This window comes from Chryseobacterium taeanense (genome assembly GCF_900099685.1).
In the GTDB taxonomy this organism is placed as follows: Bacteria; Bacteroidota; Bacteroidia; order Flavobacteriales; family Weeksellaceae; genus Chryseobacterium; species Chryseobacterium taeanense.
Genome location: NZ_FNDW01000019.1, coordinates 14793 through 30755 on the forward strand (window position 1 = coordinate 14793; position 15963 = coordinate 30755).

Below are 15963 nucleotides of genomic sequence, written 5' to 3' on the forward strand. Positions count from 1 at the left end.
TATCTTTGCAGTAAGAAATTAGTTTAGAATGACCATTAAAGAAAAACAGCAGGAAATTATCGACGAATTTGCGTTTCTTGAAGATTGGGAACAGAAATACGAATATATTATCGATCTTGGAAAAGAGTTGAAAGGGCTTTCTGAGGATAAAAAAAAGGACGAAAATCTGATCAAAGGCTGCCAAAGCAAAGTCTGGATCGATGCTGAATTCAGAGACGGTAAATTATTTTTTAATGCCGATTCTGACGGAATTTTACCGAAAGGAATTGTTTCTCTTCTTGTGAGCATTTACAGCGGCCATTCTACTCAGGAAATTTTAGATTCTGATTTTGATTTTATTGCTGAAATCGGATTGCAGGAATTTCTTTCTCCTTCGCGAGCTAACGGATTGATGGCCATGACGAAACAGATTAAATTTTACGCTGTCGCTTATCAATTGAAGTCGTAATTGTGACAAGAATTTTAGCATATCGTTTTTCTGCTTTTGGTGATGTTGCCATGACAGCGCCTGTCTTTCGGGAATTTCTGGAACAAAATCCTGATGTTGAAATCATCATGGTTTCAAGAAGTAATTTTGAAGCTTTATTTGCTGATATTCCGAATGTTATATTCAAAGGTGTAAACCTTGACGATTATAAAGGAATCTTTGGACTGACAAGACTGGCTAATGAGCTGATAAATGAATTTCACCCTGATCTTATTGCCAATCTTCACGATGTAATCAGAACGAAAATTCTTGATAAAATTTATACGAGAAAAGGATTAAAGGTCTTTAAAATAAACAAAGAAAAAGAAGAGAAAGAAGATTTAACTAATATTTGGAATCTGGATAAAGTTCAGCTTAAAAAAACAGTGGAACGATATGCCGATGTGTTCCGTGAAATGGGATTTAAAGTTGAACTTTCTCACACTTTAAGGCCAAAGGCAACTGAAAAATCAGGAATCGGCCTTGCCCCGTTTGCCCAGCATAAAGGGAAAATGCTTCCGCTGGAAAAGTCTTATGAATTAGTAAAGATCTTATCGCAAAAATACCATGTCTATTTCTTTGGTGGTGGGAAAGCTGAAGTTGAAACACTTCAACAATGGGAAATGGAAATTCCTAATACACAAAGTCTTGCTGGAAAATTAACCCTCACAGAAGAGCTGGAAAAAATTTCACAATTAGAATTAATGATCTCTATGGATTCTGCCAATATGCATTTGGCGAGTCTTATGGGAACGAGATGTATTTCCGTTTGGGGACAAACGCATCCGTATGCCGGATTTTTAGGATTTGGGCAAAGTGAGGAAGATGTGGTTCAGGTAAAAGATCTTACGTGCAGACCATGTTCTGTTTTTGGAGATAAAGAATGCTTTCGCGGAGACTGGGCTTGCCTGGAAGAACTTGACATTCAAAATATTATTGATAAAATAAATAAAGTATAAGCCTTTCAAAGTGAAAGGCTTGTTTATATTAAATAATGGCTGGTTTTCTACAAATGTAGGCCGTTATAAAGCATACTAAACAGAAGAATACAGCAATACTCGGAACAATATACAATTGAAATGTTCCGGTTACGGCAATTTCTGGATGATCTTTTTTGTAATAAATTTTCTGAGTGATTGTGCTCAAAGCCTTATTGTTAGAATATTCTCCCGAATTAATTTTATACGTTTTACCGATGTTATCGCGATATTCAAAAACAGGAGCATACAATAAATATTCTTCTTCCGTATCTTTATTTTTCTTCCATTTCTCTGTAAAATCAACCAGTTTTCCCTGAGCCGTTTCGTAGGATGAAATTATTTTAATGCTTCTAAACGTCAGGAAAATGCTCGGAAACAACAAAATGATTCCAATAATAAAGAACAGTAAAGAAGTCAATTTATCTTTATTCATCGGATAATTTCCAGCTTATCTGATCCTTGAGGTTTATAGAGATAAAAAGTATGTGCTTTAGGCATCATATTTTTTGCTGTTTTTGAAATAAGAGGAGAATAACCATAAGTTTGCGGGTCTTTACACACAAGGGTCACAACTTTTCCGTCCCCGTAAAATTTAAGCTCTGCATCTTTGCAAGGATAGATAAAATTTCTTTTTTCTACCGCATAATCTGCCATGGTTTTGGTAAGATCTTTTTCTGCATCTTTATTCCAAGGAGTGGAAGCTGCTTCTTCGTGAATGCTTTGCTTCAGCATTGATACATATTTTTGTTGATCTCCTTCTTCAAGCGTCTTTTTAAAATCGGCATAAAATGCATCAACTTGCTGTCTTATATTTGGTGTGTTTATTAGATTCTGGCTTTTGCTCCAGCCTTCGATTTTCCAGTTAATGTCTTTATTACCAACTTCAAAAGAGGTTTTATATTCGGCAAAATTTTGTGGCTTTTCACCTAATTTTGGAGTCTGATAATCAAGAATCTGCCACTGATATTGTTGTCCCTTCTCTCGAGCATTCATTTGATCTAACATCGACATTGGCTCTTTATTCTTAGAAATTTCAATCTTGACAAATGAATCCGGAGAAAGAGTAGGAGCGAACACCGTTTCATCTTTTTTGGAAGGATAAAGACGGATAGTAACTTCCTGTTTACCCGGCTGCAGAATGTATTGGTTGAGATTTACTGTCAATCCTGAACGTTCTCCTAATCCAAAATGACTGGCAACAGGCATATCATTAATTAAAATTTCATAAGAACAATTGGTGTGTTCGTATTTTAGTCTGAAAAGCATTCCTTCTTTCTGGTATTCTATGTTGTCCATTGTTTTATTCTCGGTCACTGTTGTTTCTTTTTCTTTCTTATTCTGTGCGCAGGATTGCAGACTGAAGTAAATTCCCACCATTAAGATTTTAATAAAGTTATTCGTCATCACCGCTGTTAAATTTAAAAAATTCGGTTTTTTTATCTGGGTTGTTTAAATATGTTTTTACACGATCTAATGAGCATTTTCCCCAATTCATGGGTTCCGGTTCATATTTTGGATTCCAGTCCATGATTTTTGCTCCAAGGAATGTTACTTCCATTTTTGCTTCTGCTTCAAGATAAAACGTAAAACCATCAAATGTTGTTGAATTAGCAATATACAGGCCATCGGTGTCAGCCCCAAGATAGACCTTATTGGCGACTTCGGCTTTTACTCCTATTTTTGCAGATCCTCCCATTTTATATTCGCTAACAATAAGATATTGGGTCATGTATAATGTGATATTTCCCTGTAGATCTGCTTTTATGGTTGCTCCGCCGGAAATCAGTTCCTGCTTTTTGGGAGAGCGGCCATTAGAATAAGCATTTCCAGCCAACATATTATGATTAAATTTTGCGGATAAGCCTAATTCTCCGGACATTGTAAAGGTAATGCCAATCTTATTTTTCGGATCGGAAAGATAAAGCAATAAATCAATTCCTTTTTTGATGATGAAAGCAAGAGGATGCCTTCTTGCAAGCATCTCTAGAAAGTCCCATTTAATCTCAACACCGATAATAGGGACTGCTTCTACTTTAGCATCAATTTGTAATGCTTTTCTTCCCATCAGTTGAGGTCTTTTAGGATCATCGGCATCGCCGTAATACCAGGATGCGGCAATAGCAATGGACGGATAAAGAACTTCGGTGGTTGTCGTTTTTTTATTAAGCGCATTCCAGGCTCCGTCGAGAGAACGGCCGCCCATCATTTTTTCGATTTCTTTATCAAGCTGTTTTTTGTTGTTGGTATCCTGAGGATTCGAATCGCCTTCTGTAAGATCCCCCACAAGTTTTGCGATGTCTGAGATTTTTCCGACAAAATTATAAATCTGCTTTAGGAAACCTTCAATAACATCTTTGCTTTGTTTTTTTCCTGATTCGTCTATCCATTCTGCGGTAAGGCTTACTTCGATTCTTTTGATGAGCTCCGCAAGTCTTTTTATACCTCCTTTTCTTTCTACGGGAACAATTGTTGTCGTTCTTGAAAATCGTACACCGGCTGCTGTGGTCGTTTGCCTTGATACAGAAGTTCCGTTTTGACCTGAAATAAATGTTGTTTGAGAAGATTGTGCGTAAAAAGCCTGAACTTCATAATTATGTTCTTCTTTAAACTTTTTAAAATCTTCTTCTTTGTAGTTCAATTTAAAAAGAAGCGTCCATTTCAGATCCGGTAAAACATTGATTTTCGCAATCTGATTAGGATATCTGCAAGTACTTACCGGAATATAATATACCTGTTTCTGGTCGTCTATATTGAGTTTGAGATAATTAAAAAGCCACGCTTCTTCAAATAAATTTCCGACAAAATTGGGATCAAACTCATCATTTCGAATCGTAAGCGTTTTATTGTAGCGGTATTTTAATTGTAAATTAATTTCATCTTCGCCTTTGTAAGTATATTCCGTACCTTGTTGCCACCTCATGACGCTATTCACGGGTCTTATTTGCGAATTGTTTGGATTTTTAATGTAATCTGTATCGTTTTTATTTTCTTTCGTAATCGGAGTTCCTGCTTTTTTAAGTTGATCTTCGTGGGTTTTATCTTTTTCTGAGATATAATTTCCTTTACTGTCTTTTTGAGCAGAATAGGCCGCGCGTTCAAGCTGGAATACATTGGTTTTGTCGCTGTGTTTCTGACCTTCGTCTAACATCGCTCCATGACAATAGACTCCTTGATTGTGTAAATCACCAACCTTTATGGAGATTGTTTTAGGTTTTTCGCCTGTTGTAATTTCAAAATAACTGTTGGTTTTGTCTATGACGGTTGCGTTTTCATCAAAGATGACAAGAGGTTCACGTTTTTTGTCATCTTCATCTTTTATGGTGATTTTGCTGTAACTGCAAGGATCGTATTCTTTCTTGGTGTATTCTATGTCTCCGATATATTGGATCTGATTGTTTTTTTCCTGTTCGAACTTTTTGAAAATCATATCCATCGTATCCCAACGTACTTCGATATAAGGCTGCATATCCATTTCGATCCAGTTTTCCTGCTCAGGATCGAAGGTATACCATTTCTGAAAATCTTTATTGGTGTTATAGCTTACAGGATTAGTGAGGCCACGAATTGAATCTGAAAAATCAAAAGGTTTTCCGGGAGTTGGGCTCGAGAACATATTTTTAGGAGTTACCATCAGTCGGATATAATATCTTTGTGGCTGATGTTTTTCTTTATGTGTTCCTTCCGCATTTCTCCATTGAGGATCAACATAAACTTTTACCTGCTTGTAGCGGTTATACAGACTATTACCTGCTTCTTCAATGGTTGTTTTAAAGTTTCCTACAGTAGTTTCTTTGCTGTCTTTCAGGAAGAAAACTTCACCGTAAATGTCTGCAGAAACCTTATCACCAATCAGTTTTCCTCTACTTCTAAAATCAGGAATAAGATGGGTACTGAAGTTGATTTCAGCCTGCATTCCATACAGATGCAGCTTTGTGTCGCTTCCCAGCGGAATGTCTGCGTTCTCCTGTGAAGGAGGATCTACATAAACATACCGGATATGTGGCTCTTTTAAATAAACAAATTTTACGACCTGTGTGGTATATCTGAATTCAGGATAATTCGTGTAAGGCATCAAAAGATAGATGTTTCCCGGAGTGGGAGGTTGCTTCATATCTGAAACTTTAACATTAGCTTTTGCTCCTTTGGATCTCCATAAAACCTGCTTTTCAATCTTTTTGAAAAAGGTCATGTCTCCGTACGTTTTTTTTCCTGTTTCCTGATTGTATTCTGCCAATAATTTACTCCAAACAGTTTCTTCGACAACAATCCATTGGGTTCCGCTTATCGTTGCTTTTGGATTTAAGGTGCCTGTGTCCAGACATTCTTCATCCACGAAAGCAGAGATCGTCTCCCCTGAATTCGTAAATTCTACAAAGTGATAATTATCTCTTTCTGCAATCGTATAAGACTTGGATTGCTCTATTTTGGTGCGTATAATTCCTCTCGATGCCATTATAATTCAGATCTGTTTTCACGTGGTTTATCATAGTTTTTGATATCCATTACGGGATTTGTGTGAGACTGAAGCTCATTATCTGCATTCTTAATACTGCTGTTTGAAGGTTCGCCGATTTGTCCGGTTTTTATAATGCTGATGCAGTCTTTCCCCCCGATAGGGCAGGTTGCCTTGCTGTCTTCTAAAAGGATATAGCCGTCAGGAGGTGAATATTTTTCTTTTTCGTAGAAGTCGCTCCATTCCGTGACAATTGCAGAGCATGGAGCGTTGTTCTGTTTTTTGCAGGAGCCGAAAGTGTTTTTTTCAAAAGTGGCTCCTATATCTTTATGGGTAGCGACAAGCTTGGTGCTGCCGTTGAGGTCGTTAACGAAATATTTTTGCTGCGTAAGTACTTTTAATTTGTCCGGTGTAGTACCAAACAGACATTGGCACAAGGCACCCTGTACTACTTTTTCTTTTTGAGACATATTAATAATTTTGTGTGGTATGTAAAATTAGTGTTTTTTATTCAAACTGAAACTTACCAGTCGTTTTCGTATTGATTTTTATAGAATCCCCATTTGTTAGGTTCGGAAACGACAAAACCTCCTGTAATGAAAGGGCTGTCGCTGCTTAATTTCATTTGTTTTAAATATTCAGTATTTTGCTGGAATTGAGTATATTGTATTTTTCTGATTAAAATTTTATGGCCAGACTGATCTTTTGAATACACTTCAAAATCCGCACGGATATGCATCGGGAAATGATGATACAAATCGAGATCGAAAACAACCTTTAGAGACATAAAACATCCTGAATTTTTACGATTTTTAGGAATGAAATAAGGATGGGCCTTTTTTTTCCTGCTCTGAAATTCTATAATGAAAGAATGATAATCTGTCGGGATTTTATGAATCGTCTGAATACCTGAAAATTTCAACGGAAACTGGTAAGGAACAACAGAAAGATTGAGATCCGTTTCTGATTGCCTGGTTTCACCGTAATTGATAAATTTTGGATGAAAAAATAAGTTCCAAAACCAATCGTGTTGAAAGCTTTCTTCTAAATGGTTTTTATTATTGAAATTTTTATCAGCTTGCAGAAAGAAATTATCTAAAGATTCACTGTTGTATTTTTCTAAGATTATTTTCTTTTCCTTTTCCCAGCGCTCTTTTATTTCCTCATGATTCAGGATTTCGTTGGTGCACACTCCTTTTTCGTTGAGGTGGGTTTTAATAGGATAAAATGCTTTAGAAATGGAATTATTTAAAACTTCATTAATTCCATCTGCCCGATGCTGGTTATAATGAATGTTTTTTTTATCGATTGTTAAAATTCCTTTATAATCATCAATAATTAAATCAGTTGTTACCTCATAATCAATTCTTTTGGATGGAGTTTGTTCGTTCCCGGCAAAATATTTTACAGAAACGCCATATTTCCTTTCCTGTAAGCCAGAAGGTTTTATTCTAAGGGTATTAAGTCTTCTTAGGATTTCTTTTTTGGGCATCAATATGTCCATAGCTGAATCAATATTTTAGATTTGGGTAGGCAAATTTAATAATTTGTTTATAAAATAAGGAAGTAGATGAAAACAAAAAAATCTCCCTTAAAAAAGAGAGATTTCTGTGGGTCCTGAGGGATTCGAACCCCCGACCCTCTGGGTGTAAACCAGATGCTCTGAACCAACTGAGCTAAGAACCCGAATTTTTTTGAAAGGTTTCGTTTCCTTTTCTGTGGGTCCTGAGGGATTCGAACCCCCGACCCTCTGGGTGTAAACCAGATGCTCTGAACCAACTGAGCTAAGAACCCTCTTTATCGTTGTTTTCTCGATTAGAGTGGTGCAAATATACGACTTATTCGGAAATCTCCAAATTTTTTTCTAAAAATTCTCCGATAACAAAATTACTCCCGCCAATAAAAATCATTTCTTCTTTTGTACATTTCTCTTTTGCAGACAGATAGGCTTCCTGTATGGAATTAAAAATTGTATAAGAAATTTTTTCTTCCTTCAGCAGATCTTCATACTCCTGCGGGTGTCTGCCTCGGTGAATAGAGGGTTTTGCAAAATAAAATTCGGCATTTTCAGGTAAAATTTTCATGACATCATCTATTTTCTTGTCATTCACAAAACCTAAAATAATATGTTTATGTTTGTTGATTGAATTTAATTGTGCAAAAACATATTCGAGCCCGGCTTGGTTATGTGCTGTGTCGCAGATCGTAAGCGGATTTTGAGAAAACTCAAACCAACGGCCGATAAAACCGGTGTTTTGATGAACACTTAAAAGGCCTCTTTCAATATTTTCATCGGAGATATTAAAGTTCAATTTTCGTAATTCTTCAATTAATGCTAAAACAACTCGTATATTTTTCTCCTGATAACTTCCTTTTAAATCTGATTTAAAGTCTGATTTTATTAAAGTTGCATCAATAAAAGCTGTGTTTTCTTTGTCTGCTTTATTTTTAATAATCGTTTTTACCACTTCATTTTCATCTCCAGAGATAATGGGAATATGAGTTTTGATAATTCCTGCTTTTTCTTGTGCGATTTCCTCAATGGTATTTCCCAAAATATTCTGATGATCCAGCTGAACATTTGTAATGGCTGAGACTAAAGGATTAATGATATTTGTAGAATCTAATCTGCCGCCTAAGCCAACTTCAATAATCGCAACATCAACCTGTTGCTGATGAAAATATTCAAAAGCCATGATGGTGGTAAACTCAAAAAAAGAAGGCTGTATTTCTTCAGGCAGTTTTTTCAGTTTTTGAATGAAATGAAAGACAAATTCTTTATCGCAGTTTTTACCGTTAATTTTTATGCGTTCCGTAAAATCAATAAGATGAGGTGAGTTGAATATGCCAACCTTATAGCCCGATTCCTGCAGAACTGAAGCCAGCATATTGCTCGTAGATCCTTTACCATTCGTGCCGCCAATGTGGACGCATTTTAATTTTTTCTGAGGATTCCCGAAAAATTCACAAAGGTTTCTGATATTATCTAATCCTGGTTTGTACGCCTTCTGCCCATCGATCTGATAATTCGGAGCCTGTACGAACAGCCATTCTACGGCTTCCTGATATTGCACATTTGTCATAGTACAAAATTCTCAAAAGTTTCAGAAATATGAAACAATAATTTTTTTCAAGCTGTAACTTTTTTATATTTAATTCGTCTAATAGGAAAAATCGTAATTATGAAAAGAGTTTTGACTATTATTTTGGGATTATCTTGCCTGGCTGTCAATGCCCAGAAAAAGTGGTCTTTGAGAGAATGTGTAGATTATGCGACTAAACATAATCTTCAGGTGATCCAAAATGAATATTCGAAACAAATGCAGGATCTCAATCTGAAAATGGCTAAGAGAAACTATCTTCCATCTGTATCTGCAAATATTGGAAACAGCGTGAGCTTCGGACAGGGATCATTAGGAGCGGGAAGTTATAGAAACGACAGATTCAATAACAGTGTGAGTCTTGGTGCGGATATGTTGGTTTACAACAACGGTAGACTTGAAAAAACCGTTAGAAAAACGGAATTTGATGTAGAAGCAAGTCAATATGACATAGAAACGATTAAAAATGATATTTCTCTTCAGATTGCTCAGCAATATCTGACGACTTTACTGAATAAAGAGATTGTAAAAATTTCACAGGCAGCTGTCGAAAATGCCCAGAAACAATACGACAGGTCAAAAGTTACGACAGAAGTGGGAACTACGGCACAAACGGTTTTAGCAGAAGCAGAAGCGGGTCTTGCAAGAGAAAAGCAGAATCTGAAAACAGCTGAAATCAACGTAGGAAGAAGCCTTTTCGCACTCGCTCAATTGCTTCAGCTTCAGGAATATAAAGATTTTGATGTAGAAGATGTTAATGTACCCGATCAGCTGGCTCCACAGTTGAAATCTGTCGATGAGGTTTTAACAACAGCTTACGAAACCCAACCACAGATAAAAGCAGCTGAAAGCAGGATAAGATCTGCCGAAGCACAGACTGAGGTTAGTAAAACAGCATTTTGGCCTACATTAACAGCTAGCGCTGGTCTTAACACATTCTACAATAAGCAATTTAATGATCTGCCAGGTGTTGTACAGGGAACTTTTTTTAATCAGTATAGCGATCAGTTTGGGCAGAATGTTGGTCTTTCACTAAATATTCCTATCTTCAACAAAGGAATTACTAAACTTCAGGTAGAGCAATCTAAACTGAATGAAAGTATTGCTAAAGTTAATATGCAGCAACAGAAACAGGCGGTTCGTGAAAATGTTCAGAAGGCTCAGTTTGATGTGGATGCGAATTATGAAATTTATTTATCAGCAGTTCAGGCAGAAAAAAGCACAAAACTTGCGCTTGATTTTGCAGATAAAAGTTATGCAGCAGGAAGATCTACGATTTATGATGTGAATGTTGCAAGGAACAATTATGCCAATGCGCAGGGATCTGTGGCTCAGGCAAAATATAATTATCTTTTCAGCCTTAAATTGTTGAATTTCTATTCCGGAATTCCACTAAGTTTGTAGAATGTCTATTCAATCATTAGAAAAATATTTACCACAGAATATACTTCGATATTTAAAAATCTGGTTTGCAGATTATTATATTCATATAAAGATTACACGAGACAGGAATTCAAAGCTTGGAGATTATCGCAAGCTTCCGGATCATTCTCATGAGATTACCATTAATTCAACGCTGGCTCCTGAGCTTTTTTTCTTCGTGCTTACACACGAGCTTGCCCATCTTATTGCTTTTGAGAAATATGGAAGAAAGATTTCTCCACACGGTAATGAATGGAAAGAGACGTTCAGAAAAATGCTGTTGCAGAGTATTGATGTTTATGAAGAAAACCTTAGACCAATCATTATAAAGTTTTCAAAATCTCCTAAAGCCAACTTCATGGCAAGCCCTGACCTTGTTAAATATTTTCATATTGAGAAACAGGATGATACACTTGTATTTATTGAAAAGCTTCAAAAAGGAGACTTCTTTATTTACCGAAATGAAAAGTATTTGTTAGAAGGTCTTATTAAAAAAAACTATCTTTGTAAGAACCTGGCTACAGGAAGGAAGTATTCTTTCAAGCCTTTGGCAAGGGTAGAAAAATGCACTTAAGAATGTCAAAATCAAATAGATATTGCGTGATTATGGCGGGAGGAATCGGCAGTAGATTCTGGCCTTTGAGTACGCAAAAATTTCCGAAACAATTTCAGGATATTTTAGGAGTGGGACGTACCATGATCCAGCAAACGTACGACCGGATCAGTAAGATCATTCCTGATGAAAATATTTTTGTGATTACCAACACAGAATATGTCGAGCTGTCGCATCAGCAGTTGCCGGAACTTCCACAGGAAAATATTGTTGGAGAACCTCTTCTGAAGAACACCGCGCCATGCAATCTTTATATGGCAAATAAAATAGCCGAAATTGATCCCGACGCTACGATGATTGTTTTGCCGGCAGATCACCTGATTTTGAAAGAAGATACTTTTCTTGAAAAAGTAGAACTGGCATTTGAGCTTGCTTCTAAAAATGAATATCTGGTTACGTTGGGAATTACCCCTACTAGGCCTGACACTGGATACGGATATATTCAGTTCGTTGATAAACATGATGCAGATTATTATAAAGTAAAAACTTTTACCGAAAAGCCAATATTGGAAATTGCTAAAAGCTTTCTGGAAAGTGGAGACTTTTTGTGGAATGCCGGAATTTTTATCTGGAATGTAAAATCAATTCACAACGCTTTCGAAAAATATCTTCCCGAAATGACTCAGCATTTTATGGCTTGTGAGTATAATGCCGAAAGTGAAAAAAGCTGTATAGAGCTCATTTATCCTAAAGTACAGAAAATTTCTATCGACAATGGAATTCTCGAAAAGGCAAAAAATGTATATGTAATTCCTGCGGATCTCGGCTGGAGCGATCTCGGAACATGGACATCAGTATATGAGAATACGGAAAAAGACGAAAACAGGAATGCCGTAAAGCAAAAGCACATTTTAACATACAATTCGGAAGGCAATATCATTAATATCAAAAACAGCAACAAAGCGGTAATTATTGATTCGCTGAAAGATTATATTGTTGTAGATACCGATAAAGTTCTGCTCATCTGTCCGAAAGAACACGATCAGCTGATAAAAGATTATGTGCTCGATCTTAAAAACTTCAAGAAAGGAGATAAATTCATATAAAATATTCGGAAGGCATCTGCGTTCTTTTAAAATATGATTAAACTTACCTATAAAATCCATCTGCTTATTTTTATGCTTTTGGGAGTCCTTTTGTATTCTCAGGAGAAAAAACAGTTTCCCAATATTTCTTTGATTTTAAGTAAAATAAATCCCGATACTAAAATGGATTCCTGGATTCTGATTCATAAAAGCTATGGAAAGGATAATATCCTGAAACAGTCGGGAACTAAAACCGACTATGAATCTCAATCCTCAGGATTTAATATAGGGATTGCTGAAGAAGATGAATTCTACTATATTGTAGATTTTTCATCCGGAAAACCGGAATATATTACTGATCTGAATACTCTAAGAAAATTTGTCGGAAAAATAGATAATATTCAGGATGCAGCGGTTTTTGCAGCAACAGAAGGATATATCATTGATGAAGAATTCAGGGATCTTGCAGGAAATTATTACGAAGATAAAGCCAATTATTACCTTGATTTGGGAAAATTGACTTCAACGGAATGTCCTTATCAGAAAAAACATTTTACACTGACCATCAGAAAATCAACAGAAACGATTTCTAATGCTAAAGACAACGGAGCATATATAGAACTTTATAATAAAAAGTGTACGAACAATCCGAGGCTTTTAAAAATTGAAAAAAAAGAAGAACCAAAAGATGAGCCTAAAAAATCAAGAAAACCGTCAAAGCGCAGATAATTTTTACGAAACAGAACGGTTAATTCTTCGTCCGATGAATTTGGAAGATGCCGAATTTATTTTTGAACTTTATAACAGTCCGAAATTCATTCAGTATATTGGTGATCGTGGAATAAAAACCGTTTCAGATGCTGAAGATTATATTCAAAACAGATTTCTTCCTCAGTTTGAGAAATTGGGTTACGGTAACTATTTAATGATGACGAAAGAAGGGAATCATAAAATTGGCGGCGTGGGAATATTTGAAAGAGAAGGACTTGAGGTTGTAGATATCGGTTTTTCTCTTCTTAATGAATTTGAAGGAAAAGGATATGCTTACGAAGCTGCTTTAAAAGTAAAATCTGTCGGCATGGATGATTTTGGCTTACAGAAAATTTCAGCGATCACTACCAAAAATAATTTTTCCTCTCAAAAATTAATTGAAAAGCTAGGATTAAAATTCCAGAAATTTGTTACCATTCCAGGAGATTCTGAGGAATTAATGTATTACGAAACAGAATAATTTACTGTTCTTTACATCCTGAAAGAATCTGTACAAATTGAAAAGTTTGCATTGAGATGCTTTCAGCATGACAATAGGTTTTAAAACTATTCTTCTAAAATCTGTGAAGCATGGTCTTTTGTTTTTACCTTTTCGATAACCTCGGTACAGATTCCGTTTTCATCAAAAACAAAAGTGGTTCTCACAATTCCCATAAACTCTCTTCCCATAAACTTTTTCAGTTGCCAAACGCCAAACTTTTCAATAATATCACGCGTTTCATCTGCAATAATATCAAATGGAAGCTCATATTTTTCACTGAAATTTTTCTGACTTTTTACAGCGTCTGCACTTACACCTAACAGCTGAAAGCCCTGTTTTTTCAATTCAGCGTAATTGTCTCTCAAATTACATGCTTCAGCAGTACAGCCCGGCGTGTTTGCTTTCGGGTAGAAAAAGACAACAAGCTTTTTGCCGATCAGATTTTTAGAATCAATCGTAGCTCCATCCTGATTTGTACCTTCAAATTGAGGTAATTGGTCTCCTACTTTCAACATAATGATTTATTTTTGTTCAAATTTAATGGTTACATGACAAAAAAGCAAAGAGCCGAGCTTATTCAGACAGAATTAGAAAAATTATATCCCGAAGTTCCCATTCCGTTGGATCATACCGATCCGTACACTTTAATGGTTGCGGTAGCACTTTCTGCACAGACAACCGATAAAAAAGTAAACCAGGTTACACCTGAGCTGTTCAGAGTAGCCGGAACTCCCCAAGAAATGGCAAAGCTTGAAGTTTCAGAGATCAAAGAGCTCATTAAAGAAATAGGACTTTCAAACACAAAAGCTAAAAACCTCAAAAGAATGGCCGAGTTGCTACTGGAAAGACACAATGGAGTAGTGCCGCAGACCTACGAGGAGTTAGAAGCACTTCCCGGAGTCGGACACAAAACCGCTTCTGTTGTCATGAGCCAGGGATTCGGATTTCCTGCTTTTCCGGTTGATACGCATATTCACCGTCTGATGACACAATGGAAACTTACTTCCGGCAAAAACGTCGTAGAAACCGAAAGAGATGCAAAAACCATATGGCCGGAAAGTGTCTGGAATAAGCTTCACCTTCAGATCATTTTTTACGGAAGAGAATATTCTCCCGCGCGGGGAAAAGGAGAGAAAGACTTTATTACCAAAATGTTATTTGAAAAATAAGTATAGTGGCATGAATTCCCCTCCTTTGGAGGGGTGGATAAATTTTCAAGGAAAATTTAGACGGGGTGGTTTAAAGATTAAATCACTACAAATCAAGCAATCTGCGATGATAATTGATCTGCCCCAAATGATAGCTCAAATGTCCAAACAGATGAATCAGGAAATATTCCGTCGTCATGGGATAACCAAAAGGCTCTAGCGGATATTCCTTCATGAGCTCTTCTGCCGATAATCGCCCAAGCGATGAATTTACAATTTCAATAGTGCTCTCAATCTGCTGAATCAATTCAGCTCTTGGAACATCTTTTAGTGAAAATTCAAGTTCACGGGTTCTTACATAGCCGGATTTTCCGAGAATAGCGCCTACAAAATGACTGAGGTTTCCAACAAGATGAAGGCAAAGATTCCCGGCAGAATTGGAAATGTTCTTATCCGTTTTCCAGATATTCTTTTCATCGCTGTAAGCGTCGATCTCCGTTCTTAATTTATTTAAATCTCTTATGAAAAGTGATTGTATGCTTTCTGTTATCATGATTCTTTTTATGAATTTGAGATAAAATTAAAGAATATTATCAACAAAAAAGCCACAAATATATCTGTGGCATCAATATTTTAATGAGGAATTTCCTCCATCAGAATTTCATTTCCTGCTTTATCATAATAAACACAGGTAAAATTATTTAGGTTTACGATCCATTTTTCAATTCCTGTTTCTGCGCAGTCTTCGCAGAATTCCATATAATCGGTTTCACCTTTTTGATGGCTTTTTAATTGTTTAATGAATTTCTCTTCGTCAACGCTATTTTCAATCGTGAGATCGGCATATTTAGCTTTTGACTTTGTGGTATAACCATTGTCTCCGAAATATTCTGTATGGCTGTCTTTTACCCAGATTTCAAAAGATTTTACACCCAAATCTTTAATTTCTTTAATGTAATTTGGAAAATCTGCACCCGACTGTACTTTGCTGTGTGCATTTTCAATTTGTTCTACTGTAAACATTTTTTTTCTTGTATTTTAATTTAAAAAAAAGCCTGGTCTGAAAGTGAAATTTGCTGAAAAAACAACATATAAAAATGACTGTTTTTTTATTATTCCGGGATTGGTTAGGCCGGATGTTCGCAAACCCTTTATTGATGAGCTTTTTCACTTCTTTTTCTTTTGTTGGTTTCCTGTTGCCGGAAAATTATATGGATAAATCTTCCAAATCATATGGATAACTTTGAGAAATTATATGGATAAATTAAACAATTTATCCGCATGAATTTTTAAAAGCATCAGAATATTTAGAAAATATGAACCTGTAGCCGCTACTTTTTTCACTGATGATTTGATTGAAATTTAAACCTTTTTTATAAAGTCTGTTTTTAGCGTTTTTATATAACCACAAAAGGTACTGTGTTAATATGCAAATTATTTTTTAAATTTGTTTAAACTATTTTAGGGGAAAGCTATTATTTATCCCGTTCAGACAGGCGAAAC

General features: G+C 35.9%; 17 protein-coding genes and 2 tRNA genes. 8 read left to right on the forward strand and 11 right to left on the reverse strand.

Features of this window, described 5'->3' with window-relative positions; translation table 11 throughout:
• Nucleotides 1–28: 28 nt before the first annotated feature.
• Both BLR30_RS17235 and BLR30_RS17240 read left to right on the forward strand, forming a co-directional pair.
• On the forward strand, nucleotides 29–448 hold the full coding sequence (locus tag BLR30_RS17235; RefSeq protein ID WP_089861566.1) for a SufE family protein: 420 nt from the start codon (nucleotides 29–31) through the stop codon (nucleotides 446–448).
• A 2-nt stretch (nucleotides 449–450) separates the two neighbouring features.
• Nucleotides 451–1425, forward strand: coding sequence for a glycosyltransferase family 9 protein (locus BLR30_RS17240; RefSeq protein WP_228400798.1), 975 nt, complete (start codon nucleotides 451–453; stop codon nucleotides 1423–1425).
• Nucleotides 1426–1453: 28 nt separating this feature from the next.
• Here BLR30_RS17240 and BLR30_RS17245 read toward each other — a convergent pair whose 3' ends face one another.
• From BLR30_RS17245 to BLR30_RS17280, 8 genes are all read right to left on the reverse strand, one after another.
• Nucleotides 1454–1879: a DUF3592 domain-containing protein gene (locus tag BLR30_RS17245; RefSeq protein WP_089861567.1), complete on the reverse strand. Its 426-nt coding sequence runs from the start codon at nucleotides 1877–1879 to the stop codon at nucleotides 1454–1456.
• Entirely contained in the window at nucleotides 1876–2850 is a 975-nt protein-coding gene (locus tag BLR30_RS17250; protein WP_089861569.1) for a hypothetical protein, read from the reverse strand. Before BLR30_RS17250 ends, BLR30_RS17245 begins: the two co-directional genes overlap by 4 nt.
• Nucleotides 2840–5899 (reverse strand): hypothetical protein, encoded by a 3060-nt coding sequence (locus tag BLR30_RS17255; RefSeq protein WP_089861571.1) that lies wholly within the window; start codon nucleotides 5897–5899, stop codon nucleotides 2840–2842. The genes BLR30_RS17250 and BLR30_RS17255 overlap by 11 nt, the downstream gene beginning before the upstream one ends.
• A complete protein-coding gene (locus BLR30_RS17260; protein ID WP_089861573.1) occupies nucleotides 5899–6369 on the reverse strand; it encodes a DUF4280 domain-containing protein in 471 nt (156 codons plus the stop codon). Before BLR30_RS17260 ends, BLR30_RS17255 begins: the two co-directional genes overlap by 1 nt.
• Before the next feature lie 53 nt (nucleotides 6370–6422).
• Nucleotides 6423–7403, reverse strand: coding sequence for a hypothetical protein (locus tag BLR30_RS17265; protein WP_089861575.1), 981 nt, complete (start codon nucleotides 7401–7403; stop codon nucleotides 6423–6425).
• Nucleotides 7404–7510: 107 nt separating this feature from the next.
• Nucleotides 7511–7585, reverse strand: a tRNA-Val gene (locus tag BLR30_RS17270).
• Nucleotides 7586–7618: 33 nt separating this feature from the next.
• Nucleotides 7619–7693: transfer RNA gene (locus BLR30_RS17275), tRNA-Val, on the reverse strand.
• A gap of 44 nt (nucleotides 7694–7737) precedes the next feature.
• Nucleotides 7738–8982: a bifunctional folylpolyglutamate synthase/dihydrofolate synthase gene (locus BLR30_RS17280; RefSeq protein WP_089861577.1), complete on the reverse strand. Its 1245-nt coding sequence runs from the start codon at nucleotides 8980–8982 to the stop codon at nucleotides 7738–7740.
• Between the two features lie 99 nt (nucleotides 8983–9081).
• On the opposite strand from BLR30_RS17280, the gene BLR30_RS17285 reads away from it, so the two are divergent.
• The 5 genes from BLR30_RS17285 to BLR30_RS17305 are packed head-to-tail and all read left to right on the forward strand — an operon-like array spanning nucleotide 9082 to nucleotide 13291.
• Nucleotides 9082–10404, forward strand: coding sequence for a TolC family protein (locus BLR30_RS17285; RefSeq protein WP_089861580.1), 1323 nt, complete (start codon nucleotides 9082–9084; stop codon nucleotides 10402–10404).
• 1 nt (nucleotide 10405) lies between these two features.
• Nucleotides 10406–10996, forward strand: coding sequence for a SprT-like domain-containing protein (locus BLR30_RS17290; RefSeq protein ID WP_089861583.1), 591 nt, complete (start codon nucleotides 10406–10408; stop codon nucleotides 10994–10996).
• 2 nt (nucleotides 10997–10998) lie between these two features.
• Nucleotides 10999–12081 (forward strand): mannose-1-phosphate guanylyltransferase, encoded by a 1083-nt coding sequence (locus BLR30_RS17295; protein ID WP_228400799.1) that lies wholly within the window; start codon nucleotides 10999–11001, stop codon nucleotides 12079–12081.
• 33 nt (nucleotides 12082–12114) lie between these two features.
• Nucleotides 12115–12789 (forward strand): hypothetical protein, encoded by a 675-nt coding sequence (locus BLR30_RS17300; protein ID WP_089861585.1) that lies wholly within the window; start codon nucleotides 12115–12117, stop codon nucleotides 12787–12789.
• Nucleotides 12749–13291 (forward strand): GNAT family N-acetyltransferase, encoded by a 543-nt coding sequence (locus BLR30_RS17305; RefSeq protein WP_089861587.1) that lies wholly within the window; start codon nucleotides 12749–12751, stop codon nucleotides 13289–13291. The genes BLR30_RS17300 and BLR30_RS17305 overlap by 41 nt, the downstream gene beginning before the upstream one ends.
• Nucleotides 13292–13377: 86 nt before the next feature.
• Here BLR30_RS17305 and bcp read toward each other — a convergent pair whose 3' ends face one another.
• Nucleotides 13378–13827: a thioredoxin-dependent thiol peroxidase gene (gene bcp, locus BLR30_RS17310; protein WP_089861590.1), complete on the reverse strand. Its 450-nt coding sequence runs from the start codon at nucleotides 13825–13827 to the stop codon at nucleotides 13378–13380.
• 33 nt (nucleotides 13828–13860) lie between these two features.
• On the opposite strand from bcp, the gene nth reads away from it, so the two are divergent.
• Complete coding sequence (nth, locus tag BLR30_RS17315) at nucleotides 13861–14481, forward strand: endonuclease III (RefSeq protein ID WP_089861592.1); 621 nt, start codon at nucleotides 13861–13863, stop codon at nucleotides 14479–14481.
• 85 nt (nucleotides 14482–14566) lie between these two features.
• On the opposite strand, the gene BLR30_RS17320 is transcribed toward nth, so the two are convergent.
• On the reverse strand, nucleotides 14567–15013 hold the full coding sequence (locus tag BLR30_RS17320; RefSeq protein WP_089861594.1) for a DinB family protein: 447 nt from the start codon (nucleotides 15011–15013) through the stop codon (nucleotides 14567–14569).
• 80 nt (nucleotides 15014–15093) lie between these two features.
• The gene (locus BLR30_RS17325) at nucleotides 15094–15483 is read right to left on the reverse strand and encodes a DUF1398 domain-containing protein (protein ID WP_089861596.1); all 390 of its coding nucleotides are present in this window, start codon (nucleotides 15481–15483) and stop codon (nucleotides 15094–15096) included.
• Nucleotides 15484–15963: the final 480 nt, after the last annotated feature.

Coding starts and splice junctions, on each gene's coding strand:
- BLR30_RS17235 (WP_089861566.1), top strand. CDS start 29: ATGACCATTAAAGAAAAACAGCAGGAAATTATCGACGAATTTGCGTTT.
- BLR30_RS17245 (WP_089861567.1), bottom strand. CDS start 1,879: ATGAATAAAGATAAATTGACTTCTTTACTGTTCTTTATTATTGGAATC.
- BLR30_RS17250 (WP_089861569.1), bottom strand. CDS start 2,850: ATGACGAATAACTTTATTAAAATCTTAATGGTGGGAATTTACTTCAGT.
- BLR30_RS17255 (WP_089861571.1), bottom strand. CDS start 5,899: ATGGCATCGAGAGGAATTATACGCACCAAAATAGAGCAATCCAAGTCT.
- BLR30_RS17260 (WP_089861573.1), bottom strand. CDS start 6,369: ATGTCTCAAAAAGAAAAAGTAGTACAGGGTGCCTTGTGCCAATGTCTG.
- BLR30_RS17265 (WP_089861575.1), bottom strand. CDS start 7,403: ATGGACATATTGATGCCCAAAAAAGAAATCCTAAGAAGACTTAATACC.
- BLR30_RS17280 (WP_089861577.1), bottom strand. CDS start 8,982: ATGACAAATGTGCAATATCAGGAAGCCGTAGAATGGCTGTTCGTACAG.
- BLR30_RS17285 (WP_089861580.1), top strand. CDS start 9,082: ATGAAAAGAGTTTTGACTATTATTTTGGGATTATCTTGCCTGGCTGTC.
- BLR30_RS17290 (WP_089861583.1), top strand. CDS start 10,406: ATGTCTATTCAATCATTAGAAAAATATTTACCACAGAATATACTTCGA.
- BLR30_RS17295 (WP_228400799.1), top strand. CDS start 10,999: ATGTCAAAATCAAATAGATATTGCGTGATTATGGCGGGAGGAATCGGC.
- BLR30_RS17300 (WP_089861585.1), top strand. CDS start 12,115: ATGATTAAACTTACCTATAAAATCCATCTGCTTATTTTTATGCTTTTG.
- BLR30_RS17305 (WP_089861587.1), top strand. CDS start 12,749: ATGAGCCTAAAAAATCAAGAAAACCGTCAAAGCGCAGATAATTTTTAC.
- bcp (WP_089861590.1), bottom strand. CDS start 13,827: ATGTTGAAAGTAGGAGACCAATTACCTCAATTTGAAGGTACAAATCAG.
- nth (WP_089861592.1), top strand. CDS start 13,861: ATGACAAAAAAGCAAAGAGCCGAGCTTATTCAGACAGAATTAGAAAAA.
- BLR30_RS17320 (WP_089861594.1), bottom strand. CDS start 15,013: ATGATAACAGAAAGCATACAATCACTTTTCATAAGAGATTTAAATAAA.
- BLR30_RS17325 (WP_089861596.1), bottom strand. CDS start 15,483: ATGTTTACAGTAGAACAAATTGAAAATGCACACAGCAAAGTACAGTCG.